This is a genomic window from Tianxiuia mixotrophica, assembly GCF_050596425.1.
GTDB lineage: Bacteria > Bacillota > Clostridia > Peptostreptococcales > Acidaminobacteraceae.
On the sequence record NZ_CP192292.1, the window covers coordinates 2,157,013 to 2,181,709 of the forward strand.

24 protein-coding genes and 1 riboswitch are annotated in these 24,697 nt (G+C 40.2%); all 24 genes read left to right on the forward strand.

The window, feature by feature from the left end:
* The first annotated feature begins 12 nt into the window (after nt 1-12).
* The 24 genes from accD (at nt 13) to ACQ4KW_RS09450 (ending at nt 24,645) form a co-directional block, all read left to right on the forward strand.
* Complete coding sequence (gene accD / locus ACQ4KW_RS09335; RefSeq protein WP_430886260.1) at nt 13-885, forward strand: acetyl-CoA carboxylase, carboxyltransferase subunit beta; 873 nt, start codon at nt 13-15, stop codon at nt 883-885.
* Nucleotides 878-1,822, forward strand: coding sequence for an acetyl-CoA carboxylase carboxyltransferase subunit alpha (locus tag ACQ4KW_RS09340; RefSeq protein WP_430886261.1), 945 nt, complete (start codon nt 878-880; stop codon nt 1,820-1,822). Before accD ends, ACQ4KW_RS09340 begins: the two co-directional genes overlap by 8 nt.
* Before the next feature lie 112 nt (nt 1,823-1,934).
* Nucleotides 1,935-3,269 carry a cache domain-containing protein gene (locus ACQ4KW_RS09345; protein WP_430886262.1) on the forward strand — a complete coding sequence of 445 codons (1,335 nt, stop codon included), beginning with the start codon at nt 1,935-1,937 and terminating at the stop codon, nt 3,267-3,269.
* The gene (locus tag ACQ4KW_RS09350) at nt 3,200-4,009 is read left to right on the forward strand and encodes a sensor histidine kinase (RefSeq protein WP_430886263.1); all 810 of its coding nucleotides are present in this window, start codon (nt 3,200-3,202) and stop codon (nt 4,007-4,009) included. Before ACQ4KW_RS09345 ends, ACQ4KW_RS09350 begins: the two co-directional genes overlap by 70 nt.
* A 20-nt stretch (nt 4,010-4,029) precedes the next feature.
* The gene (locus ACQ4KW_RS09355) at nt 4,030-5,343 is read left to right on the forward strand and encodes an amidohydrolase (protein WP_430886264.1); all 1,314 of its coding nucleotides are present in this window, start codon (nt 4,030-4,032) and stop codon (nt 5,341-5,343) included.
* Entirely contained in the window at nt 5,339-6,370 is a 1,032-nt protein-coding gene (mtnA, locus tag ACQ4KW_RS09360) for an S-methyl-5-thioribose-1-phosphate isomerase (protein ID WP_430886559.1), read from the forward strand. The genes ACQ4KW_RS09355 and mtnA overlap by 5 nt, the downstream gene beginning before the upstream one ends.
* 150 nt (nt 6,371-6,520) lie before the next feature.
* Nucleotides 6,521-7,285, forward strand: a complete 765-nt coding sequence (locus ACQ4KW_RS09365; protein ID WP_430886265.1) for an S-methyl-5'-thioinosine phosphorylase — start codon at nt 6,521-6,523, stop codon at nt 7,283-7,285.
* Nucleotides 7,286-7,298: 13 nt separating this feature from the next.
* Nucleotides 7,299-7,955, forward strand: a complete 657-nt coding sequence (locus ACQ4KW_RS09370) for a class II aldolase/adducin family protein (protein WP_430886266.1) — start codon at nt 7,299-7,301, stop codon at nt 7,953-7,955.
* Between the two features lie 3 nt (nt 7,956-7,958).
* Nucleotides 7,959-9,167, forward strand: coding sequence for a trans-sulfuration enzyme family protein (locus ACQ4KW_RS09375; RefSeq protein ID WP_430886267.1), 1,209 nt, complete (start codon nt 7,959-7,961; stop codon nt 9,165-9,167).
* A 336-nt stretch (nt 9,168-9,503) separates the two neighbouring features.
* Nucleotides 9,504-10,163, forward strand: a complete 660-nt coding sequence (locus ACQ4KW_RS09380) for a hypothetical protein (protein WP_430886268.1) — start codon at nt 9,504-9,506, stop codon at nt 10,161-10,163.
* Nucleotides 10,164-10,180: 17 nt separating this feature from the next.
* Nucleotides 10,181-10,426, forward strand: a complete 246-nt coding sequence (locus ACQ4KW_RS09385) for a hypothetical protein (protein WP_430886269.1) — start codon at nt 10,181-10,183, stop codon at nt 10,424-10,426.
* Between the two features lie 70 nt (nt 10,427-10,496).
* Nucleotides 10,497-10,730 (forward strand): DUF7695 domain-containing protein, encoded by a 234-nt coding sequence (locus tag ACQ4KW_RS09390; RefSeq protein WP_430886270.1) that lies wholly within the window; start codon nt 10,497-10,499, stop codon nt 10,728-10,730.
* Between the two features lie 244 nt (nt 10,731-10,974).
* Complete coding sequence (locus ACQ4KW_RS09395; RefSeq protein WP_430886271.1) at nt 10,975-12,000, forward strand: DUF2804 family protein; 1,026 nt, start codon at nt 10,975-10,977, stop codon at nt 11,998-12,000.
* Nucleotides 12,001-12,190: 190 nt separating this feature from the next.
* Nucleotides 12,191-12,292, forward strand: a riboswitch (purine riboswitch).
* Nucleotides 12,293-12,434: 142 nt separating this feature from the next.
* Nucleotides 12,435-13,010, forward strand: a complete 576-nt coding sequence (locus ACQ4KW_RS09400; protein WP_430886272.1) for a xanthine phosphoribosyltransferase — start codon at nt 12,435-12,437, stop codon at nt 13,008-13,010.
* Between the two features lie 210 nt (nt 13,011-13,220).
* A complete protein-coding gene (locus tag ACQ4KW_RS09405) occupies nt 13,221-14,480 on the forward strand; it encodes a sensor histidine kinase (protein WP_430886273.1) in 1,260 nt (419 codons plus the stop codon).
* Nucleotides 14,477-15,325 carry a DNA-binding domain-containing protein gene (locus ACQ4KW_RS09410; RefSeq protein WP_430886274.1) on the forward strand — a complete coding sequence of 283 codons (849 nt, stop codon included), beginning with the start codon at nt 14,477-14,479 and terminating at the stop codon, nt 15,323-15,325. Before ACQ4KW_RS09405 ends, ACQ4KW_RS09410 begins: the two co-directional genes overlap by 4 nt.
* Before the next feature lie 370 nt (nt 15,326-15,695).
* Nucleotides 15,696-17,135: a Na+/H+ antiporter NhaC gene (gene nhaC, locus ACQ4KW_RS09415; protein WP_430886275.1), complete on the forward strand. Its 1,440-nt coding sequence runs from the start codon at nt 15,696-15,698 to the stop codon at nt 17,133-17,135.
* 215 nt (nt 17,136-17,350) lie between these two features.
* Entirely contained in the window at nt 17,351-18,505 is a 1,155-nt protein-coding gene (locus ACQ4KW_RS09420; RefSeq protein WP_430886276.1) for a GGDEF domain-containing protein, read from the forward strand.
* Nucleotides 18,502-18,645: a hypothetical protein gene (locus tag ACQ4KW_RS09425; RefSeq protein ID WP_430886277.1), complete on the forward strand. Its 144-nt coding sequence runs from the start codon at nt 18,502-18,504 to the stop codon at nt 18,643-18,645. Before ACQ4KW_RS09420 ends, ACQ4KW_RS09425 begins: the two co-directional genes overlap by 4 nt.
* Nucleotides 18,646-18,843: 198 nt before the next feature.
* Nucleotides 18,844-20,343 carry a YjjI family glycine radical enzyme gene (locus tag ACQ4KW_RS09430; RefSeq protein ID WP_430886278.1) on the forward strand — a complete coding sequence of 500 codons (1,500 nt, stop codon included), beginning with the start codon at nt 18,844-18,846 and terminating at the stop codon, nt 20,341-20,343.
* Nucleotides 20,344-20,587: 244 nt separating this feature from the next.
* Complete coding sequence (locus tag ACQ4KW_RS09435) at nt 20,588-21,322, forward strand: radical SAM protein (RefSeq protein ID WP_430886279.1); 735 nt, start codon at nt 20,588-20,590, stop codon at nt 21,320-21,322.
* A 119-nt stretch (nt 21,323-21,441) separates the two neighbouring features.
* Nucleotides 21,442-22,053 (forward strand): Holliday junction branch migration protein RuvA, encoded by a 612-nt coding sequence (ruvA, locus tag ACQ4KW_RS09440; protein WP_430886280.1) that lies wholly within the window; start codon nt 21,442-21,444, stop codon nt 22,051-22,053.
* A 13-nt stretch (nt 22,054-22,066) separates the two neighbouring features.
* Nucleotides 22,067-23,098, forward strand: coding sequence for a Holliday junction branch migration DNA helicase RuvB (gene ruvB, locus ACQ4KW_RS09445; protein WP_430886281.1), 1,032 nt, complete (start codon nt 22,067-22,069; stop codon nt 23,096-23,098).
* Between the two features lie 11 nt (nt 23,099-23,109).
* Nucleotides 23,110-24,645: a SpoIID/LytB domain-containing protein gene (locus tag ACQ4KW_RS09450; protein ID WP_430886282.1), complete on the forward strand. Its 1,536-nt coding sequence runs from the start codon at nt 23,110-23,112 to the stop codon at nt 24,643-24,645.
* Nucleotides 24,646-24,697 lie beyond the last annotated feature (52 nt).

The following is a 24,697-nucleotide window of genomic DNA, read 5'->3' on the forward strand; positions in this document are numbered from 1 at the left end:
GGCGGTGACTAAATGTTTGACAAGCTATTTAAAAAAACAAAATACATTCGCTTGAATCAAGAACGCACAGCAACACCTAACAGCGAAATGCCAAATATACCAGATGGTTTTTATATAAAGTGCAAGGCATGTGGGAAACTGCATGATAGAGAGAGCTACGAAGCCCAAAGTTCGGTTTGTAGTGTCTGTGGTCACCATTTCAGAGTGCGACCATTAGAAAGAATTGAGATGATAACAGATGAGGGGACATTTGTAGAAATGTTTACAGATGTTGCTTCGAAAAATCCACTTGATTTTGAAGGCTATGAAGACAAGGTGTCATCAACGCAAATAAAAGCAGAAGTTTCTGAGGCTGTCACTGTGGGAACGGCTGAAATACAGGGGCGAAAAATTGCTGTTGGCGTTATGGACCCAGGCTTTATGATGGGGTCTATGGGGTCTGCTGTGGGAGAAAGAATCACCTGTCTTGTGGAGCATGCCACGAAAGAGGGGTTACCAGTCATTATAGTCACCGCATCAGGTGGTGCTAGAATGCAAGAGGGTATATTTTCCTTAATGCAAATGGCCAAGACATCTATGGCTCTTAAAAGGCATTCGGAAGCAGGCCTCTTATACGTAAGTATTTTAACAGATCCAACAACGGGTGGCGTAACAGCAAGTTTTGCCATGTTGGGTGATATTATTCTGGCGGAACCTGGTGCTCTTATCGGCTTTGCAGGCCCAAGGGTTATTGAGCAAACCATACGTCAAAAATTGCCAGAGGGTTTTCAAAGAAGTGAGTTTTTACTTGAACATGGTTTCATAGATAAGATTGTAAAGCGTGAGGATCTTTACATGGCACTGTCTAGAATTTTAAGTGCGCATAAGGAGGTCCAGTATGCATAAGAGTGAACAAGACGTTCTCAGGGATAGGCTAAAGGAGCTGGAAGAGATTGCAGCCCAAGTTGACCCGTCACTGAGAAGTGATATAGAAAAAATATCTAAAAAGCTGAAAACAGAAGAAGGTGTCAAGGCGCAAGTGGTAGAAGAACCTTCCCTGGCATGGAAGCGGGTTGAACTTGCAAGGCATAAACACAGATTGACAACCCTAGAATACATAGGGTATATATTTGATGATTTTATGGAACTTCATGGCGATAGGCTTTTTAGAGAAGATAGTGCTGTTGTTGGTGGCCTTGCCTGGTTGGATGGAAAACCAGTGACTGTGATTGGTCATCAAAAGGGTCGGGATGTGAAAGAAAATATTAAGCGAAATTTTGGTATGGCCCATCCAGAAGGGTATAGAAAAGCCCTTCGCCTTATGAGACAGGCTGAAAAGTTTGGAAGACCCATCATTTGCTTTATTGATACCCCCGGCGCTTACTGCGGTCTTGGGGCAGAAGAAAGAGGTCAGGGAGAAGCCATTGCTAGAAATCTTCTTGAAATGTCAGATCTAAAAGTGCCTGTCATTAGTATTGTTATTGGTGAAGGGGGTAGCGGTGGTGCCCTGGCCTTTGGTGTAGGCAATGAGATATGGATGCTTGAAAATGCCATATATTCTGTTTTATCTCCTGAAGGCTTTGCATCAATCCTATGGAAGGATGCTTCAAGAGCTAAGGAAGCCGCAGAAATCATGCGCATCACAGCGGATGACTTAAATGCGTTTGGTCTGATCGATAAGGTGATACCAGAACATGAAAATGGTGTCCATGAAGACCCTGTGATCACAGTTGACCATCTGAAAAGCGGACTAAAATCAACGATAGAAAAATATGAAGAGATGGATGCCCAAGAGATTGTAAACAGCAGATATGACAAATTCAGAAAAATGGGTGTATGTTAAGGCCAGCGAAAATCAGAAATTGATTTATAAAGTGAATGCCAATAAGGTCAAGATGACCTTATTGGCGTTATTTTTTTACTCTTTTTTGGAATAACACTTTGGGTGGGGTTACATGAAAGAAATGGGTAGTATTAAAGCAGGGGGATTGCATATGAAATGGATTCGAGATATGTCGTTAAAATATAAGTTACCCTTCCTCTATACCACGTCTCTTATTATCTTGTGTGTGGCATCTTATTTGATTATATCTTCTACTCTCGAAAAGAGAATGGAAGGCTTTATTGAAGAAGAGCTCAATGTGAATACAAATCAAATATACAGCATGATAAAAGTGGCGGCAGATACATCTGTGAGGGGTGAACTCCGGTCTATTGTTCGAAGCAACTATGATTTTGTAAAGTATACTTATGAACAATATTTAAATGGAGAAAAAACGGAAGCGCAGGCAAAGGAAGATGCTTGGGCTTATTTGTCATCTCAAAAAATAGGCAGTTCAGGCTATATATATATTCTGGACTCAAGTGGTGTCATTCAGTATCATCCTTCAGAAGAGCTCATTCGTGAGGATATTTCTCAAAATGAGTTTGTTCAACTACAAATGTCCCTAAAGGAACAGTACATTCAGTATGACTGGAAGAATCCTGGTGAGTCACAGGCTAGGGCAAAGGCCCTTTACATGAAACATTTTAAGCCTTGGGACTGGGTTATATCTGCTTCGAGCTACAGGGAGGAATTCACAGAACTCATTCAGGTGAGGGATTTTGAAGATGAGCTTAACAAGTTGACTTTTGGCGAAACGGGCTATTCTTTCATTATGCAAGGGGATGGTACGAGCCTGGTACATCCTTATTCAAAGGGGAAAAGACTACAAGATGTTGGCTATGGCAATGGTGAAGCCCTCTATCAAGATATTATAAAAACCAAAAATGGAATTTTCACATACTTATGGCGCAATTCAGCGGATGAAAAAGAACGGGAAAAAATTGCTGTGGTCAAGTATTTTCCTGAGTATGACTGGTACTTGGCTTCGTCGGGCTACATCGAAGAACTATATGATCCTGTTAACAGTGTGAAAAATATCCTTATCACAGGATTTGCCATCCTCATTATAACAGGAATATTTCTAACTGGTTTCATAAGCAAGACCATCTACAAGCCTGTGACTGACCTTGTGGCCTATGTGGAAAAAGCATCTGAAGGGAATATGGATGTTTTGCTTGAATGGGATAGAAAAGATGAACTTGGCATTTTAGGAGACAGTTTTGACCAGTTTATGAGGGCTCTGAAAAAATATAAAAACGAAACAGAAGTCTTAATATTAGAAAAGGAATATGCATTGAAACAAGTTCGGGCTGTGAAAAAAATCTTGAACTTATTGTGGACAAGCGGACAGAAGAACTTCACAAGTCCATTGACCAGCTTAAGAAAACTCAAGATCAGCTTTTAGCAACTGAGAAACTTTCAACAGCTGGCCAGGTCGTTACGGGCATGGCCCATCGTTTAAACACGCCACTTGGTACGGCCATCACTATGATCAGCTTTTTAAGCAAGGAGCTTGAAAAGAATTTGAAACTCTATGAAGAGGATAAACTCTCAGAAGAAGATCTTTACACCGCACTTCAGTCCACTGAAACAGGTATGAAGATGATGGAAAAGAATTTAATGAAGTCAGCTGAACTTATAGAAGTGATGAAAAGCATAGCGGGCATGGGAAGACGAAGCGATGCCAAGGAGTTTAATCTAAAAGAAGTCATCGATGATTGTTTGAGCCTCCATCCGAAAAAGATTAGTGAAGGCAAGATTGAAATAAACGTCATTTGTGACCCTGATCTTATGATAGTCAACTCCAGATCAGCGCTGATGCAGGTTTTTAATAATTTAATCACCAATGCCTTTAAGCATGGGTTTAAAGGCAGGGAACAAGGGTGCATAAACATCACAGTCCAAGAAAAAGAAGAGGAGATTGACATCCTTTTTACTGATGATGGATTAGGTATTGAAGCAGAATATTTGAACTATGTGTTTAATCCTTTTGGTAGGTTGGATACCATCGCCAAGGGTGTGGGGCTTGGACTTTATATTGTACACACGGCGGTCGTTAATGGATTGAATGGTTCAGTGAACTGCAATAGCTCGCTTGGACATGGTACACGTTTTGAAATAAAGGTTCCAAGAGAAAACTTTTAAAGCAAAAGGGGGAAAGGCATTTGAAAACACTCATAAGAAACACGCAAATTATAAGCATGGATGAAAAAAAACCTCAAGTGTTCACAGGGGACATTGGCATTGAAAATGACAGGGTGATTTTTGTAGGAAAAACGAATGGTATATTTGAACCAGACTACATCATTGAAGGGGACAATACCATTGCCTTACCAGGCCTTATCAATGCCCACACCCATATATCCATGTCCCTCATGAGAAACTATGCTGATGATTTGCCCTTTTGGCCTTGGTTAACAGAAAAAATCCTACCTGTTGAAGAAAATTTAAATGGAGAAGATTGCTATTGGGGGGCCATGTTGTCCATTGCAGAAATGATTCGATCAGGCATAACCATGTTTGCAGACATGTATTTTTTCATGGATGATGTGGCAAGAGCTGTTGAGAAAACAGGCATTCGAGCCAATTTATCTCGTGGGCTTGTCAGTGGAGAAGAAAGTGACAAAAAGCTGGATGAGGCCATTAAACTCAAAGAAGACTGGGCAAAAAAAGCCCAGGGGCGAATCACTGTGAACTTAGCCCCCCACGCGCCTTACTCATGTGATCCTGAATTCATGATAAAAATATTAGAGGCATCAAAGGTCCATAATACTAGGATACATACACACTTGTCTGAAAGCAGGCAAGAAGTGGAGGATTCTTACGAGACATATGGTGTTTCACCCATAAAAAACATGTTCAAGCAAGGTGTATTTAAAAGGCCAACCTTTGCGGCTCACTGTGTGCACTTGTCAGATGAAGATATTCAAATTCTTGCTGACAACAAGGTTTCTGTTATCAATAACCCTGGCAGTAATTTGAAACTGGGGAATGGATTTGCACCAGTCACCAAACTTCTTGAAGCTGGTGTGAACGTTGCCCTAGGCACTGACGGTTCGGCTTCAAATAACAATCTCAACATGTTTGAGGAAATGAACTTAGCGGCTTTGATAAACAAGGCCTATACTGGAATCGCAACAACTGTACCAGCGTATACAGCCTTGCAAATGGCCACGATTAACGGTGCGAGAGCCCTAGGTATGGAAGATGAAATTGGAACAATCGAAGTTGGAAAAAAGGCGGATATTATACTTGTTGATATGGAAAAGCCGCATTTATATCCTAGACTTGACCCTGTTGCCACCTTGGTTTACTCAGCTCAAGCCTCAGATGTTTCAACAGTCATTTGTAATGGTCAAATATTAATGCAAGACAGAGTGCTCCGAACCCTGCAGGAAAATGAAGTGTATAAGAACGCTGAAAGATGTTCTAAAAACCTTATAAAACAGGCTCAGGAGGGTAAAAATGAAAAAAATTGAAACCATTCGATTTGAAAATAACAGCCTGATTCTTTTAGACCAGAGAAAGTTGCCTGTGGATTTGGAGTATTTTTACTGCAAAACTTCAGAAGAAGTTGCCTTTGCCATTTCTGACATGGTCGTTCGTGGTGCTCCTGCAATCGGTGCAGCGGCAGCTTATGGTGTCCTAATTGCTGCTAATGAACTCAAGCATTTGCCGAAAGACCAGTATTTTATTGAACTGCTCAATGCATGTGCCCTTATTAGGAGCGCTCGACCAACGGCGGTCAATTTAATGTGGGCTGTTGATCGAATGAAGTCTGTTATAATGCTTGATCAAGAGGTGGATCTTGCCAAGCAAATAGAGAACTTGAGAGAAGAAGCATGCGCCATACATAATGAAGATATTTTGACTTGCCAAACTATGGCTCAGTACGGTGGGGAACTTATACATTCAGGAGATACGATACTAACCCACTGTAATACGGGCGCTTTGGCAACCGCTGGAATGGGAACAGCCTTGGGGGTTATTGTCAGGGCTCATAATGATGGGAAGAAAATTATGGTATATGCTGATGAAACACGTCCGAGACTTCAAGGGGCCAGGTTAACAGCATGGGAACTCATGAATGCGGGGATTCAGTCGAAGTTAATAGCTGACAGTGTGGCCGCTACACTCATAAGAGATGGAAAAATTGACAAAATTCTTGTTGGGGCTGATCGAATTGCAGCCAATGGAGACACGGCCAATAAGATTGGTACATTTATGTTAAGTGTGCTTGCTAAAGTATATAATGTTCCCTTTTACATTGTTGCTCCGACAACAACCATAGACTTTGATATAAAGCGGGGACAAGATATTGAGATTGAAGAGCGATCATCAAAAGAATTGACCCATATCGGGGGCGTTCAAATTGCGCCTGATAAGGTGGACGTCTATAACCCAGCTTTTGATGTGACACCCCATGAAAATATTACAGGCATTATAACAGAAAGAGGCATTTTATATCCACCCTTCCATGAAGCGATAATGAAGCTCAATCTTTAAGCATAATTAAATTCAGGCGCTTGAAAAATTTCAGATTTATACCTTCGTCATACCATATATTGCATTTTGATTCTTTCGCATCTATAAGGTATGACGATGGTTCTTGAATGATATTTTGCAAGTCGCTCAAATTAGAAAAGGGGACCAACTATGAAATATGCGATTATAGGAGGCACTGGCGTATACAGTGTTGATGGCACCTTGAGATCAGAAAGTCTGGACACGCCATATGGGACAGTTGATGTAGAAATACTCTCAAAAGAAGGGAAAGAGATAGTCTTTCTTCCAAGGCATGGAAAAAGACATGACCTGCCCCCTCATATGATAAATTATAAGGCCAATATGATGGCTTTAAAAACCATGGGTGTAACCCATATTTTGGCCACTTGTGCCGTTGGGTCCTGCGATGAAAACTATGCTCCTGGCCACATTGTTGTTTTAAAAGATTTTCTTGATTTTACAAAAGATAGAGACCTGACCTTTCATGATGGAAGTGGGGGGGTCAAACACACAGATATGTCCGATCCCTACTGTAAAAATTTGAGAGATCATGTGAAGGCAGAGGCTGAGTCAATGGGGCTAAGCCTATCTGGTCAAGCTGTTTATGTTTGCACGCAGGGGCCACGGTTTGAAACCGCTTCAGAAATCAAATTTTACAGGAGTATAGGGGGGCAAGTTGTAGGTATGACCAATGTCCCAGAAGTCGTACTGGCCAAGGAACTGGGCATGTGTTACGCGGCGTGTGGTATTGTGACCAATTGGTGTACAGGCTTTGAAAGTCAAATATCTGTACATGATATACAAAATGCAGTGGGAGAGAACAAGAGCCTGCTTACTAGATTGTTTATAAATGTTTTTTCAAATCAACTGCAGACTGACAAGTGCCACTGCACTTCAGCAGTCATGGCACTTTAGGAAAGGAGTCATAATGTCAATACATATTGAACAAATAAGAGGGCTTGTGATTGAAACGGGCCTTGAAATGTTAAAGTCCAGCCTCGTGGTGGGAACCTGGGGCAATATAAGTGCACGTATTCCAGAAGAGAACGTTTTTGCCATAACCCCAAGCGGCGTCGATTATGAAACCATAGAACCGATTGATGTGGTCATTATTGATATGGATGGGAATGTGGTTAGTGGTGAAAAAAAACCATCCATTGAATGGCAGCTCCACCTCGCCATTTATAAGGCTAGAGAAGATATTCGTGCTATTGTTCACACTCATAGCACATATGCCACAGCTTTTGCTATTGCACAAAAAGGCATACCGGGATCGGCAGAAGATCTTGTCCAGATCACAGGTGGGGATGTGCGTGTCACGGACTATGTTCTTCCTGGTTCTAAGGAGTTGGGGGCTCAGGTTGTAAAAGCCCTAGAAAATAGAACGGCTTGCATAATGGCCAACCACGGATGTGTGGCCGCAGGACGGTCGCTGAAAGAGGCCTTAAAGACAGCCCTGATTGTAGAAAAATCCGCAAAAGCAACTGTATATGCCCAGCTTCTTGGTGGTGTGGTGGAACTGTCGGATAAGGATATAGATTTTATGAGGGACTTTTACCTGCATCATTATGGTCAAAGGGAGTAAGCTATGAAGGCTAAAAGAAATACCTATGGATTTGAAACAAGATTGATTCATGCTCAAAACAAAGAGTCAAAGGCGAAACATGCTCTCAATCCGCCGATTTTTATGACGTCTACATTCACTTTTGATAATACAGAACATGTCAGAAAGGTTATGAATTTTGAAAGTGACGATTATGTGTATACCAGAGGAAACAATCCAACCCTGAGAGATTTTGAAACGAAGATGTCCAGTCTTGAAAATGGACAAGGCGCTGTGGCTTTTGCATCAGGAATGGCAGCTATAACCACCACGCTCTTTTCCCTTCTAAAACCTGGTGACAAGGCACTTTACCATAAGACGCTTTATGGGTCTTCGCATACGGTGCTAAAAAAAATGTTACCTGCATATGGCGTGGAAACAGAAATGGTCAGCTTGTCAGATTTTGACCTGCTCGAAGTCAAACTTGTGGAAGGGGTCAAGGTGATCTATTTTGAAACCCCATGTAATCCCACTCTTGAAGTTCTGGATATTAAGGCGATTTCTGAAATGGCTCACAAGTTTGGCGCCACGGTGGTCGTAGACAATACCTTTGCCACACCATATTTACAGCGTCCGCTTGATCTTGGGGCAGATGTTGTGGTTCATAGTGCCACTAAATATATAAGTGGACATGGAGATGTGGTTGCAGGTGTCGCCATTTCTAATAATTCTGATTATATAATGACTTTGAAGTTCGATTATATGTGTGAATTTGGAGGGGTTTTAAGCCCTTTCAATGCTTGGCTCCTGCTTCGTGGACTCAAGACCTTGGCGGTTAGAATGCGTCAGCATGAAAGGAATGCTGTTCGAGTGGCCCAGTATCTGGATCAGCATGAAAGGGTAGAAAAAGTATACTACCCCGGTCTGGACAGTCATAATGGAAACGAACTGGCTAAGGAGCAAATGGATGGTTTTGGGGCTGTTTTAGCTTTTGAAATAAAGGGGGACTTAAACCAGGCCAAGAAATTTGTAGACTCTGTAAAACTGGCCAAGTTGGCTGTAAGTCTAGGGGACTGCGAAACACTTATAGAGCTCCCTGCCGCTATGACCCATCTGGGCTATGACCACAAAGAACTTGAGAATTTTGGTCTGTCAGAAAGAATGATCCGTCTTTCCGTAGGCATAGAAAATGTGGATGATATCATTGAAGACCTAGAACAGGCCTTCGACAATTTGGATGAATACCCTAGGTGAACGACAATTAAATGAAGTTTAAAAGTCCTCTTATTATAAACGACATCTCACGGATGATTAAGCTAAAGTTTGGATGATTTTTTAAACCATAGCTGAACTTAAGGTCTCAGGTTGACCCGTGAGTCTCTACCAGTTTTGACCGCCCTCTATATGTAAGAGAATAATGCGGCTTAGATTGGATTAGAGACTTTAATGGCTTGCGGAGCAAGGATGTGTTTTAATAAGAGGCTTTTTCTGTAAAAATCTCGCTGACAAGAGGGTTGTAGAATGGTATGATTAAAGGGGTTTAAAGATTTTTACAAGCATCTATCTTTATAGTTTGGAGGCGAGTTGTCTGTGGCAAAAAAGAAAGGCTTTGATGCTATTTTGGGTGTATCAAAGAAAATGATTCATTCCGATGTGTCAAAACTTCAAGACAAGAAAAGTGAAGAAGCGAAGCAACAACTATCATCCATCACTCAAAAAATGAAAGAGAAATCAGAGGAACTATCCAGCAAAGTCATAAAAACTTCAACGGAAAATTCTTCGATGCCATCAAGTGACGCCGATGACAAGATATGTTTGAGTGACGCAGAGGCTTCTGCTGAAGACGTGTGTGGACCTTCAACCAGTGATTCAGAAAATGTTTTAGACGAAACCACAGATGAACTTTCTGATGAAGCTATAAAGAAAAGACAAGCACAAAATCAAAATTCAGTTGTAGACGAATCAAGGCATACGAAGGAACCAAGTGACCAGCATATATCTCAGTCAGATTACTTGGATCACCTTCATGAGGAAATCAAGTTTTTGAAAGAGCAACTTGAAGTCAAAGACCATCAGCTGAACAAGAAGGATGAACTTATACTGAATTTTCAAGTCTTACTTAAGTCAGAGCAGGATAAAGTTTTGCGCCTTGAATCCTCTTTGGAAACGGAAAATAGAAGTGAAAAAGAAAGAGCCAATGAAAAAGAGAACAAGTGGTTGGTTCGCATATTTGGTAAAAAGACAAGATAATATAGGGGTGTTTATAATTGAAAGTTATAATCAAAGATAAGTTTTACGAGTTTCAAAATCCAAAAACAGAAAAAATATTTGATCATCAAAAGGCATACTTAACTGATTTAATCAGAGACAATCAAGGTGAAGAAAAGCTTGAAGAACTCTTAACCTCACTCTTTAGCCTGTATAATCTATCAGAGGCTCTTATTCACAAACTAGTCGACGAGAATGGGAAAGAGGACGTTATAAAAATATTAAAGGCGAATGAAGTTGAATAAATACGGTTATGAAAATTATATTCGGGTAAGTATATGACGGTTGTAAGTGACTCTGAAAGGAGAGTTGATATTGAAAATCGTCAAAAATCGTGCAAGGTGCAGAGTGTGCAACAAAATCATTGAAAGTCTTTCAAAAAATGATGGCATGAAATACTGCAGCTGCGGTGCTATTGCAGTTTATGGAGGCAAAGAAGCCATAATGAGGCTTGGTCACCATAGAGATATTGAAGATATGAGTATTAAAGTGTTTGAAGCAGAGCACCCCGTCTATAATCCAGATGGACAATTACATATACAAGACTAGAATTTAAGGGGCTGTTATAAAAAACAGCCTTTTTTTATGTCCGAATTCACAAGTGGGCGGTTTTCAAAGTATAGTTATTAAAGAATCAGAATTTTATATATGGTATGACGAGCATGTGGATCTGTAATTTTTCAAGCGCCTGAAGAAAGAACCTAAAACCAAATATGTATGGTATTTTGTGAAAAAATTGTGTAACTAAGTCCATATTATGGTATTAATATCTTGGATATGTGGAGGCGATAATATGATTTCACCCAAACAAGAGACCTTGATTGATGAAAATGGAAATTTTAGGTACGGCAAATATTCTACAAGTCTAAGGGAGGTTTCTCCTTTGGATTTAAAAGCAGGGGTTCTGGGGCATTTGCCACGGGGTCTTAAGGATTATCGCCTGAAAGAATGGCAGGCTTTTATGATAGGTGGTAAAAGATTTTACCTCGTTATAGGGACTATGAATTTGAAACTGTTTTCTGTCATAAGACTTATGGTTTATGACAAAGACAAAAATAGAACATGGGGTTTTTCGGAAGTTTATCCACTTAGGAAAATCAAGGTGGCTGAGTCTATTGAAAATGATACCATGTTTTTTAGAAACAAGGATGTTCTCATATATGCCAATCATTTTTTAAGAACAAATTTGCTGGAAGTGGGTTTTTCATTTACTGATGAACTGTCTGGAGAAAAGTTGTCAGCCTATTTTTCCAGTGCGAGCCCCATCAATGAACCGCAAGTCTCCGTTTTGCCATTCCAAAAAGGAGCAGGCCTCTATACCCATAAGCAGCTCATGGCTCTTGAGGGGTATCTTAAAATACACAATCAATTGTTTCAAATAGACAAGGAAGAAACCAGTATGGTTCTTGATGATCAAAAGACCTATTATCCATACCATAGTGGTTGGGACTGGGTGACCGCTTCAGGCATAATCAAAGATGACTACTGTGGATTTACGGTTTCTGATATTCGGGGCATTAAGGGGGCCTTTAATGAAAATTGCTTTTGGAAGAATGGCAAGATCCATGAAGTTCCAAGTGTGAAATTTTGTAGAAACAAGGCATCAGGCACATGGACCATTGTCGATGAAAAAGGCATGGTCAATATCTTATTTCGTCCTGTTGCAAAAAACAGAATTCATAGAAATTTTGGTGTGGCAGCAGGCACATATGAAGGACCATTTGGATGGTTTTCAGGACATCTATCCAGTTATGATGGTCAAACACTTCGCATAAATGGCATGTTTGGCATGGGGGAAAAAATGAATCTTCGTTTATAATTGACCATTTCTCTTGCAAAAGGGATGTTTATGATGTACAATTTTTCTTAATTGAGCGGCTTGTTCATTCAAGTAGAACTGTCTCTATACTATATATAGATGTTTAGGCCATTAAAAACCTAGATATGGTATAGAGAAGGTTTTAATCTGTTTTCAGACAAGCGCCTATATAAAATGGCTCAGGTGATCCTGAGCTTTTATAATTCATTACCGTATAATATTGGAAATATGGTCCAAAAGTTTCTACCCGGCTACCGTAAATGGCTGGACTACGGGAATAGTTCGTCTGTGCTATTTTGACGTATTTTTTCCCGTATTCTGACCTCGAACGATTTGCAAAATAGCATTTGCCTAGCCATAGAAACTTTTTAATTAGAATCCGGGTGATCTCACCCGACTTGTAAGTTTTGGATCTGTTAAGAAAGGAAGTTTTTATGGAAGCACTTAAGAATGCAATACTTGAAAAAGGCCAAGTTGTTGGAGAAGATATTTTAAAAGTGGACACATTTTTAAACCACCAACTGGATGCATCTCTTTTAAATGAAATAGGCAAAGAGTTTAAACGCAGATTCGAAGGGCAGGACATCACGAAAATATTGACGATCGAAGCATCGGGGATTGCGATTGCTATTATTGCAGCTCAGTACTTTAATGTTCCCGTGGTTTTTGCTAAAAAGGTCGCATCAAAAAATCTTGATGACAGCACTTATGAGACGGATGTCTTTTCCTTTACAAAGGCAAAGAACTACAAGGTTCGTGTGTCAAAGAAGTTTATTAGTGCAACTGACAAGGTTTTGGTTTTAGATGATTTCTTAGCGCGGGGACGGGCTGCATTAGGACTTAGAGACATTGTTCATCAAGCTGGAGCAGAGTTGGCGGGTGTTGGCATTGTTATTGAAAAAGGTTTCCAAGAGGGTGGCCAAGTGTTAAGAGGCCAAGGCATTCGTGTGGACTCCCTTGCGGTTATTGATTCCTTTAAGGATGGGGCACCGGTCTTTAGAGAGGTTTAAATAACCTTTCTATTATATACAAGAATATATACAAGAAAAACTTTATGTTTAATAAAAACATTCATTTTATAAAGATCAAAAAGTCTTTCTCGAAAGAGAAGGGCTTCTTTTTTGTCTTATTTTATCAGGGAAGCGTTTGCCCATTGTGACCCTATGCATTATTGCGTATAATGGTAGGGGTAATATAGAGGATTTTGAGATGGGGTTGGCATGAAGAAGACTAAAAAAATGCTTTTGATTGCTTTGGTTGATGCAATCACAACACAGATTTATCTGGATATGTTCGTCGGTGGCTTTCGGATTGGTATATCTGTTATTATCTTACCTATTTTTTATTATTTTGATCGGAAAATCAATCCGCTCATATGCGCCATGTATGTGGGATTTGTTGGTTTACTATTTCGAGGCATTATAGGCATACCGGAGTACGGGAGCTTTCAGGCCGCTTTACAGTTAAACCATCAAATATTCGTATTTGATATGGTCTATGGCCTAATGTACTATTTCCTGTTCTACAAAAGTTCAGAGAAGACCCTGACACGGTGGGCTCTGGTCATACTTTTTGCAGATTTTATTGCCAATACATTAGAAATTGTCTCCCGTGTGGGGCCCTTTGTTTCTGAAAACATTGATGTTGTCAACAAACTGTTTGTCGTGGCTTCAACCAGGACTCTAATTGGCATTATTGCAGTTCTGATACTGAACAGGTATCAAATGCTCCTTAAAAGGGAGGAACATGAAAATAGGTATCGTCAGCTGGTGACAATGTTATCCGACCTAAAAAGTGAAGTTTATTTTATGTCTAATAATATGGAAAATATTGAAACTGTCATGAGTGATGCCTTTACCTTATATGAAAATCTGGAGGATGATGATAACGAGAATAGAAAACTTTCCCTTCAAATTGCTAAGGATGTTCATGAAATAAAGAAGAACTACCTGCGCGTTATACATGGGATTGATCAGATTTCTGACAAGGAACCTATTTTTGATATAATGCCAGTGAAAGACATATACGCTATACTACAAACGAGTATTGGGCGGGAAATTGATAGCAAAAATTTACCCATATCACTGGATTTTCAAGTCAAGACCAATGTTCATATATCAGATCACTTCCTGCTTATGTCTGTGCTTAGAAATTTGGTGATGAACGCCATTGAGGCTATGGCCGAGAGTGGAGGGACACTAAGCCTTAAACATGAGAAGGTAAACACCCTTCATCAAATTCAAATATCTGATAGTGGACCGGGTATTAAGAAGCGAGACTTAGACCATATATATGAACCAGGATTTTCGACTAAGTTTGATGAGGAGACTGGGACAATCAACAGGGGGATTGGGCTAACTCTGGTAAGGGATATTGTTGAAAAACAGTTTAAAGGAAGAATTCGAGTTTCTTCTGAATTTGGAAAAGGCACTGTTTTTGAAATAGAAATACCAGAAAGCGGTTTGGAGGCACAAATATGAGATTCTATTTAGTAGATGACGACATAATGGTTATTCGGATTTTGGAGAATATCATCGAGGAAGCTGAACTTGGCGATGTGGTAGGGCATTCAACGGAAAGCGAAGCAGCAATACAGGATATAATTATGAAGAAACCAGATATTGTGCTGGTGGATATGCTCATGCCTATTAAGGATGGAACAAGAGTTGTTTCTGAAGTGAGATCACAAGCGGAGTCCATATATTTTATAATGATTTCACAGGTCAGCACAAAGAACATGATCAGCAAAGCCTATACTGCTGGCATCGAATTCTACATCAATAAGCCAATTAATAAAATTGAAGTTGTGAGTGTTATTAAACGGGTCAAGGAAAAAATCACCCTTGAGAAAAACTTTAAAATTATAGAGAGTATGGTATCCGGTGGTGGAATAGAGTCAAAACCGCGCGTTAAAGATTCACAGCTTAGAAACATAAGAGTCGCATTTAGCAAACTAGGCATCATGGGGGAAAAAGGTGGGGAAGACATTCTTCTGATTTGTCGCTATATGCTAGACAATGGCTTGAATAACTTTGATTTTAAAGTAAAGGACATTTGCGATATGCTAAGCGAGAATCCCAAGGCCATGGAACAAAGAGTCCGCCGGGCGATTAATAAGGGCCTAATAAATATTGCCAGTGTTGGCATAGAAGACTACATGAATGAAAATTTTACCCGCTATTCCAACTCCCTATATGATTTTGAAAACGTGAAGGCTGAAATGGATTACATAAGAGGCAAGAGAGACAGTGGTGGCAAAATTAGTGTGAAGCGATTCATAGAAAACATTTTGCTGGTGAGTGAAGTTTCAGAATGGAATTATTAGAATTTTAAACACATAAAGGTTCGCTAGGTTATATGACAACCAAGCGAACTTTTTTTATTCATATTCATTTTTGTTTGTGAATAAAAAAACAAACTTGTTAATAGAATGTAATATGATTAAAAACTGAATGTTTTTTGTTTGTGAATAAAGAAAAAGGCTTGCTTGCATTTTTTAAATAGGAAAACATACGGGAAAAGGGTTTTCTAGGTAAATAATGAGCATTTGCTATTTAAAATGCATGAATTTGTGAAAATTACAGTCTATATTCAGAAAATTCACAAGCGATTAGAATTATTTTTGATTCATTTTGAATTTTTTTGTATGCATATATTTATAATAAGTTATCTTTTATTAAAGAAGGGGGATAAACATGAAGCAAAAGAAACAAGCAACACTTGGTATTGCACTTATTCCGGTAATTTTTCTGGTTGGTCTGCTGATCGTTTCACTGAAGTTCTTCGGCGCTGACCCACATATTCCACTGTTCATCTCAGCGATGTTTGCAGCGGTTTATGCAATGCAGGTACTGAATTTCTCATGGAAGGAAATCGAGGAAGGTATCGTAGACACAATTAAAATGGCTATGGGGGCAATCATCATACTCATGGTAATTGGTATGGTTATCGGTACTTGGATCCAAGCGGGCGTTGTGCCAGCAATGATCTACTACGGCTTGAAGGTGCTTTCACCATCAATCTTCTTGATTGCAACACTTCTAATCTGTTCTATCGTATCACTTGCAACTGGTTCTTCTTGGACGACTGCAGGTACAGTTGGTATCGCACTAATGGGCGTTGGTATGGGTCTTGGTATCCCAGCTCCAATGGTTGGTGGTGCTATTATCTCTGGTGGCTACTTCGGCGACAAAATGTCACCGCTGTCAGATACAACAAATCTTGCACCTGCAATGGCTGGCGCTGATCTGTTTGATCACATCCGTCACATGGTGTACACAACTGGTCCATCATACCTGGTATCAATCATTGTATTTGGTATCTTAGGTATGCGTTATGCTGGTGGTAATCTTGACCAAGGTACAATTGACGGCATGTTAGCTGGTATCGAAAGTCTATTCACGATTTCACCAATTCTACTGCTACTTCCACTAATCGTTATCGGCATCGTTGTCATGAAGACACCTGCGATTCCTGGTCTTTTCAGTGGCGCACTACTTGGTGGTCTGTTCGGAATGATCTTCCAGGGCGCATCTCTTGGTGACGTGGTTGGCGCACTACACTATGGTTTCTCGCTTTCTGATGAAGCAAGTGCTGGTCTATCAGAACTTATTGGACCAGACGTGGCTGGCGCACTAGGTGATCTTCTAAACCGTGGTGGTATGGACTCTATGATGTGGACAATCTCTCTTATCCTTTGTGCCATGATCTTTGGTGGTGTTATGGAAAAGACAGGCATGCTACAGGCAATTGCTGGCGGCATTCTGAAAATTGCCAAGAGCACAGGTTCACTTGTTGTTGCAACAATCGTAACAGCGATCCTTATGAACATGGGTGCTGGTGACCAGTATCTTGCTATCGTAATTCCTGGTCGTATGTTTAAAGATGCATATGATGAAAGAGGGCTTGCTCCTAAAAACTTGTCACGTGTTCTAGAGGATTCTGCAACGCTGACATCTCCACTGATTCCTTGGAATACATGTGGGGCATTTATGATCGCTACTCTGGGTCTTGCACCTTGGACGTATGTTCCTTACTGTGTGCTTAACCTACTTAACCCACTTGTTTCGATCTTCTACGGATACACAGGTATCACAATGCACAAGGTAGAAGGTTTCGAAGAGAACGCAGCTTAAACTATAAAATGTGATAAAGCTATAAGTGAAATTTAAAAGCACTGACCCTTGTCAATGACGAGGTGTCAGTGCTTTTTTAATGCGGACAATCCTGAGAAAAGCTATAATATGGCCTTTCATTCCATTAAAATGATCAATCTTTGGAGTTTAATGGATTTGGGTCAGTTATCTTTGGTATAATGGCTGTGAAATACACAGACAGTCGGGGGAAGGCAATGCGGAAGATTTTTATAGGCTATTATGCAATGGTTGTAATCATAGGGATGCTACTTGCAATCAATGCGATTGTGTTTGGATGGGGCACGGTTCAAATCAATTTGAAATTTGTGCTTATCATGGGACTGGCACTTGTTTCTGAAACGGTTTACCATTTTGTGATGAAGAACACAAGTATGACACTATCGAGTGCAATCATAATATTTGCATGCGTGGCACTGGATTTTGGTGATGTGGTAATAATACTCTTTATTTTCACCCTAACGAGTCGGGTGGTAGGGGTGATAAAAAAAGAGTTCAAAAACGTTTTTAATATGAAGTGGCTCTTTAACTTTGCAAGTTTTACGATTCTGGCAAAGCTGGTGTATTTCATTTTGGGGATTTTTGATTTTGCATACTTAAAACCTATAGACCAGGTGATTGTTATTGTCTTTGCGACGATGGTCCACAACTTGATGAATATTGTGCTCACTTATACTGTGATCAGCTTGAGTGCGCAGGAAAATACTTTCAAGGAATTTAAAATCACCGAATACTTGGTTTATACATTTTATAACATAATGTTTGTCATTCTGACTTGGTTTGGGTATAGGGCCTATGATGAAGTGGCCTTACTCCTAATGGGCATGCTTGTGGTGCCCCTTCAAAAGTCCATTATGATTCAGTCAAAATCTGAAGAAATATCTAAAATGCTTATTGAAGATTCTCTCACCAAAGCCAACAACAGACAGAGTTTTGAGGATGATATATATGAGAAATTGGAAAAGAAAATGCCATTTTCTCTTATCTATATTGATTTGGATAGATTCAAGCATATTAATGATACCCATGGACACCTCGTGGGAGATGAAGTACTGGTGGATCTCGTTGAAAAGGTCAGGGTCTTCTTAAGACCTAAAGATAAGATATATCGATTCGGCGGTGATGAATTTTGCATTATAACCTATGACTTGGGCTATGGCGATATATTATATGAGATACTGAGGAAGAATCGCGGACATTTTTGCATTCATCTATCTGATGAAATAATCTATTATACATTCACAATGAGCCAAGTCAAATATGATGGCATGAACCAAGAAAGCTACAGACAGCTTTTGCAAAGAGCTGATGAGGCGATGTATTTAAGAAAGCAGGGATCAAAATGGTCATGATAATTATACTCGTTCTATTCGTTTCAATTTATATGATGATTGCGGGACATCTAAAAAAGGATAATACAGCTGTCCTATGGGGACGAATTCTTTTTGTTGCAACGGCACTGATGTTGACTGTTTTACAATTTACAAAATGATACATGATGTTTAAATGATGGAATATTTATGGTTGATATTAGGCATAAAGTATTACAATTATTGCGTATTCATTGACAGGAAAACGTTTAAGGGGTTAAAATTAAAGTAACAGCACGGATATCGATTGCAAGCCGTGTTAAATAACCCCTGACGAGATGTCGGCGGTTAAATTGAATCGATATCAGAAGGTGAAAAAATTGAAAAGAGCACTTGAAATTATTAAAGACCAAACTTTAACGTATGAACAGAAGGTATTGTCCCTTGCAAGAGAAGCCGAGGACAGTTTAAATGTTCTGGACATTTCTCAAGGTGTACAAAAACTAAGGGACCAGGACATTGTCTGTGACCTCTTCGAGGGAAACGCGCCGTATAGACCGCGTTACATTGTGCCTGACTATGAAAAGTTCATGAAAGAAGGCAGTCAATTTCTAGCGCTTGATCCTCCAGAAGATTTGGAAGATGCGATCAACAACTTGCTTATACTTTATAAGCACGTCCCATCAATATCTTCATTTCCAGTGTATATTGGGAATCTAGACACACTGTTAGATCCCTTTATTGAGGATGAAGAAAAAGCCTACAAGGCCATTAAGAGATTTTTAAAGCATATTGATAGAACAATCACAGACTCCTTTTGCCATGCCAACATTGGTCCAAAAGATACACTGGCAGGGCGTCTGATTTTGAAAGCTGAAAGAGAGTTACAAGACTCTATTCCAAATTTAACATTAAAGCTTTCAGCAGACACTCCGGATGCTTTTGCTATTGAAGCTGTCAAGACGGCTCTAGTGACTGCTAAACCTAGCTTTGCTTTTGACGAAATGTTCCGATCTGACTTTAAAGGGGATTATGCAATTGTAAGTTGCTACAATGGCTTAAACATTGGTGGTGGCTCATATACCCTATCCAGACTCAAATTAGACAAACTGGCTAAAACAGCTGACTCTGTGGATGATTTTATGAACAACAAGCTTAAAGATGCTGTTAAGCTTATGTCTGAGTACATGGACGAAAGAATCAGGTTTATTGTGGAAGACGTGGATTTCTTTAAGACAAGTTTTCTTGCTAGAGAAGGTCTCATTCATAAGGACTTGTTTACAGCCATGTTTGGTATGGTTGGGCTGGCAGAAGCCGTTAATTATTTGATGGAAGTAAGTGGATCAGATGAAAAGTTCGGACACAGCCAAAAGGCAGATGACCTAGGTGAGGACATTATAAAAACCATGGAAATGTATGTGAATGAAGGCGATAATCCACATCTGAGTGTATCAGGAGGTAAATATCTTCTTCATGCTCAAGTGGGTATTGATTCTGACATAGGAACAAGCCCAGGATGCAGAATTCCAATAGGGCAAGAGCCAGAGATTCATGAGCACATGATGCAGGCTGGGAGATTCCACAAGTACTTCCCATCAGGCATTGGTGATATTTTTAGTTTTGATGAAACCACAAAGAAGAATCCAGAGTATATTCTGGATATTATAAAGGGCGCTTTTAAATCAGGTATGAGATATTTTTCAGCTTATGGTTCAGATGCTGATGTCATTCGAATCACAGGCTATCTTGTAAAGCGATCTGAAATAGAAAAATTAGACAAGGGCGAACAGGTCTTGAGAGATACTGTTGCACTTGGTCTGGGTTCGGTTAAAAACCAGCATATACTCGAGAGAAAAGTAAGAGACAACCCAGAACTTTAAGCATAGAAGTTAAAGCGTAAAAAGATAAAATGTATAAATAGCATGATACAGTTTGAAAGGTTCGTTTACGAACCTTTCATTTCGTTAAAGATCGATTGGGTATGAATGTTTAGAAGACTTTGAAAGACATAGCACGGAAAAAATCCGTTTAATGACCGTAGTTTCCATACGTGATTTGAGCGGATTTTATCCTGTAGGCCAGTCGTTCAAGGTTCTTATCAAACTGAAAGGATAAGGCGATCCTATGAAAGGCATTGTGACGAGAATACTGCCCTTTAGTTCTGTGGACGGTCCGGGGAATAGATCTGTTGTATTTCTACAAGGATGCAACTTTGATTGTTTGTTTTGCCATAACCCCGAGACAATTCCCCTATTAAAAGCCCCACTGGCGCAAGAGAAAAAAGACAAGGCTCATGTCCGCGAAATGGACGTTGCCCAGGTGATTGACCAACTGGACAAAGTGCGAGCCTTCACTTCTGGCGTGACCATTTCCGGTGGAGAATGTACAGTACAGTTTGATTTCTTGCTGGATCTTGTGAAAGGTTTAAAAGACAAAGGATATGAAGTTTTTATTGATACCAATGGCAATGTGTCCAAGGAAAAATTTATAAGGCTCATGGCCTATGTCGACCAATTTATGATCGATTTGAAGTCAATTCATGAAGAGGAACATAGGGCCTTAACGGGTGCAACAAACAAGATGGTTCTAGAAAGCATGGAACTGGCGGCACAAGCTGGAAAACTTTTTGAAATCAGGACAGTTGTCATACCGGATGTCCTTGACAATATGAGAACCGTAGTTGGTGGTGCAAAGTTCATAGCGGAGCACAACCCAGACATTCGTTATAAAATCATAAAGTACAGGCAACATGGTGTGCGACCGGATATGCTCGAATCAAGGTCACCAACAGATGAGGAAATGAAGGCACTTTATGAAGTGGCTAAAAACATAGGGTGTCGCAATATTGTAATTATATAGATGAAAAACTTTGAGGAACTATAAATTTACAAGCCCTGAGGACAAGTAATTTTCATGAAACCCACATGAATAGTTTTGTCGAATGTATGTTTGTGTTATCATAAGATGGGGTGATGAAAATGTATGACTATATTAAAGGCACAGTAGAATATATTGCAGAAGACTATATCGTCATTGAAAATCATGGCGTTGGATATAAGGTTATGACGTCTTCGTTCACTATGGCAGATTTAAACGGCATGGATGGAGAAGTTATCGTTTACACTCAGCTCATTGTCAGGGAAGATGACATGAGCATATGTGGTTTTTCTTCAAGACATGAACTGACAATGTTCAGACTTCTAACGTCTGTAAGTGGCATTGGTACCAAGGTGGCCTTGGCTGTCCTGTCTTCCATTGGCGTATATGACCTGGCAGCTGTTATTGCATCCGGTGATGTGAATAAACTGGTTAAAGCGCCAGGTGTGGGGAAAAAAACAGCCCAGCGCGTCATATTAGAGTTGAAAGATAAAATAGACAAGAAACTTAAAGCAGATGCTTTCCCTGTTGGAGAAATAAGGATGCCAAAGCCTATTGCTGTAACATCCAGCACTCGAGAAGCTCTTGAAGCCCTGATTGCTCTTGGCTATTCCAGTGATGAGGCAGAAAGTGTTTTGGCTCAAATTGATTCGGCAGATAAAAATACGGAAGCAATTGTTAAAGAAGCGCTGCGATTAATTATGGCAGGTTAGGTTGGAGGCATATATGGATAATTTTCAAGTGGATCGGTTTGTAACACCATCATTCATTGAAGAAGATCATAAAGTAGAAACAAGTTTACGGCCTCAACAGCTCGATGATTATATCGGCCAGGCTAAAACAAAGGAAAAACTCTCTGTATTTATCGGTGCAGCGAAAATGAGGGAAGAACCCCTAGATCATGTTCTCTTATATGGCCCTCCGGGACTGGGAAAGACAACCCTTTCTGGAATCATTGCCAATGAAATGGGTGTTAATATGAAGGTGACATCTGGGCCTGCCATTGAGCGGCCTGGTGACTTGGCAGCCATTTTGAATGGCCTAAAGGAAAATGATGTGCTTTTTATTGACGAAATTCATAGATTGAGCAGGCATGTGGAAGAAGTTCTTTATCCTGCAATGGAAGACTATGTTTTGGATATAATTATAGGGAAAGGTCCGAGTGCCAAGTCGGTGAGGATAGACTTGCCTAAGTTTACTTTGGTGGGTGCCACAACAAGAGCTGGTCAGTTGACTTCGCCCTTAAGAGACCGATTTGGTGTTATATGCAAATTGGAACTTTATGATTCACAAGAACTTTCTGGCATAGTCAAGCGGTCTGCTGGCGTTCTCGGTGTGAATATTAATGACAAGGCAGCCCTTGAAGTGGCAAGACGAAGTCGAGGCACACCAAGGATTGTTAATAGACTTCTAAAACGGGTAAGAGACTACGCACAGGTTTATGGGACAGGGGAAGTGACACAAGACCTTGCCAATAAAGCGCTTGACATGCTTGAAGTCGACAAACTTGGACTTGATGGTGTTGACCGAAAAATACTTCTTACTATTATTGAAAAGTTCGATGGCGGTCCTGTGGGACTTGATACCCTGGCAGCTTCTACAGGGGAAGAGCGCAACACCATTGAAGACGTGTATGAGCCATACTTATTGCAGCTGGGATTCATTAACCGAACGCCTAGAGGCCGTGTGGTCACGCGACTGGGTTATAAGCATATGCAAATTGACATGCAGTCAGATTTGCTAAATTGGACAGAATAGTGAGGGGACTTATGAATCTGAAAAAATTCAGTTTATTGCTTGTCTTAATTTTGATATTTACAGGACTGGTTTCCTTTGCGGATGATCTTCCAGAGGGATTAATTCGAGTGGGTTTAAAATACGGAGCTGTGACCAGCGGCACTGAAGAAATCACGTCAGAGACAGGTTTTGAATTGGCTCTGAAAAATGGTGATTCGGTTACAAAAATATATGACTTTGGAAAGAGTGAGACCATCAAGGCGCGTAAAGATGATGCTTACCATATTCAGATTGGAAGCACTTATACTGATATTGGCTCAATGCTAATCGTCTTAAATGACCTCATCAAGAAAGAAGCGGGTCCATATCCGGCTTATGAAAATGGATGGCGCATATATTATGGAACATACAGCTCAAAATCTGATGCTCAGGCAAAGCTAAATGCCGTTAAAGGCAAGTATTCGAAGGACGTGTCTGTGACAGGCGCTAACTCTAAAGCCATTGAAGTGTTTTCAAAATCAGCCCCTCTCTTTGTTTATGAGTCCGGTGACAACGATTTTTTTATCCGCCCCAAAAGCCAAGGCGTTGTAAGATACGGTGGCAAAGGTTATAGGGGGGGGATCGGTTTTAAAAGGTACCCTGATTCTGTTTTGACAGTGATCAATTATATTTCAATGGACAATTACCTATATGGTGTCTTACCCAAAGAAATGTCAGGTGATTGGCCCCTTGAAGCTCTGAAAGCACAAGCGGTTGCAGCCAGGAATTACGCCATGGTCAATTTTGGAAAGCACAATGACCATGGGTTTGACATATGTGCAACAACAGACTGTCAAGTTTATGGTGGCTATGATATAGAAAAACCAGGTTCCAATCAAGCAGTTGACGAAACCACAGGTAAACTGTTAAAATACAACGGGCAAATTGTACAGACCTACTACCATTCAACAAGTGGTGGTCATACAGAAAGTATTGAAAACATCTGGTCTGGGTCCCTGCCCTATATCGTTGGGACATATGACCCTTACTCTATAGGTGCGCCAAATACCGATTGGGAACTAAGCTACACAAGAAGTGAAATAGAAAGTATATTGTCAAATAGTGGTCATAACATTGGCACCCTAACAGATGTGCGTATTGATGAGGTGAGCGAAAATGGCAGAGTTCAAAAGCTCGTTTTTGTTGGTACGAATGGTGAAGCCGTTTTTATAAAAGAGAAGGCAAGAAAACTATTTGGTTATACAACCCTTAAAAGTATGTGGTTTGAGCTTGGCAATAAACCCATGGTGACAGTGGTAAGTCGCAGTGCTTATAGCAGGGAAGACTTATCCACATCTGAATACATAACTTCTGAAGGCTTAGAGTCTGCTAGTGGGTCCTCCTTTGTTGTCACAGATGGTCAATCTGTAACAAGGCTGTCCTTCTCTTCTGACAATATTGTCTTTAAGGGGCATGGCTATGGACATGGGCTCGGCATGAGTCAGTGGGGAGCAAAAGCTATGGCTGAGCAGGGCTTCACTTATGAAGAAATACTAACGCATTACTATAAAGACACCAATATTGAATGATTTTGAAGTAAGCATAATAATAAAGAGACGATTATATCTAGTGATAGATTTA

Excerpts from the sequence above, each read along its gene's own strand:
- ruvB (WP_430886281.1), top strand. The coding sequence starts at position 22,067 with ATGGATAATTTTCAAGTGGATCGGTTTGTAACACCATCATTCATTGAA.
- ACQ4KW_RS09340 (WP_430886261.1), top strand. The coding sequence starts at position 878 with ATGCATAAGAGTGAACAAGACGTTCTCAGGGATAGGCTAAAGGAGCTG.
- ACQ4KW_RS09400 (WP_430886272.1), top strand. The coding sequence starts at position 12,435 with ATGGAAGCACTTAAGAATGCAATACTTGAAAAAGGCCAAGTTGTTGGA.
- ACQ4KW_RS09420 (WP_430886276.1), top strand. The coding sequence starts at position 17,351 with ATGCGGAAGATTTTTATAGGCTATTATGCAATGGTTGTAATCATAGGG.
- ACQ4KW_RS09345 (WP_430886262.1), top strand. The coding sequence starts at position 1,935 with ATGAAAGAAATGGGTAGTATTAAAGCAGGGGGATTGCATATGAAATGG.
- ACQ4KW_RS09395 (WP_430886271.1), top strand. The coding sequence starts at position 10,975 with ATGATTTCACCCAAACAAGAGACCTTGATTGATGAAAATGGAAATTTT.
- ACQ4KW_RS09370 (WP_430886266.1), top strand. The coding sequence starts at position 7,299 with ATGTCAATACATATTGAACAAATAAGAGGGCTTGTGATTGAAACGGGC.
- ACQ4KW_RS09435 (WP_430886279.1), top strand. The coding sequence starts at position 20,588 with ATGAAAGGCATTGTGACGAGAATACTGCCCTTTAGTTCTGTGGACGGT.
- nhaC (WP_430886275.1), top strand. The coding sequence starts at position 15,696 with ATGAAGCAAAAGAAACAAGCAACACTTGGTATTGCACTTATTCCGGTA.
- ACQ4KW_RS09450 (WP_430886282.1), top strand. The coding sequence starts at position 23,110 with ATGAATCTGAAAAAATTCAGTTTATTGCTTGTCTTAATTTTGATATTT.
- accD (WP_430886260.1), top strand. The coding sequence starts at position 13 with ATGTTTGACAAGCTATTTAAAAAAACAAAATACATTCGCTTGAATCAA.
- ACQ4KW_RS09410 (WP_430886274.1), top strand. The coding sequence starts at position 14,477 with ATGAGATTCTATTTAGTAGATGACGACATAATGGTTATTCGGATTTTG.
- ruvA (WP_430886280.1), top strand. The coding sequence starts at position 21,442 with ATGTATGACTATATTAAAGGCACAGTAGAATATATTGCAGAAGACTAT.
- ACQ4KW_RS09375 (WP_430886267.1), top strand. The coding sequence starts at position 7,959 with ATGAAGGCTAAAAGAAATACCTATGGATTTGAAACAAGATTGATTCAT.
- ACQ4KW_RS09405 (WP_430886273.1), top strand. The coding sequence starts at position 13,221 with ATGAAGAAGACTAAAAAAATGCTTTTGATTGCTTTGGTTGATGCAATC.
- ACQ4KW_RS09425 (WP_430886277.1), top strand. The coding sequence starts at position 18,502 with ATGATAATTATACTCGTTCTATTCGTTTCAATTTATATGATGATTGCG.
- ACQ4KW_RS09365 (WP_430886265.1), top strand. The coding sequence starts at position 6,521 with ATGAAATATGCGATTATAGGAGGCACTGGCGTATACAGTGTTGATGGC.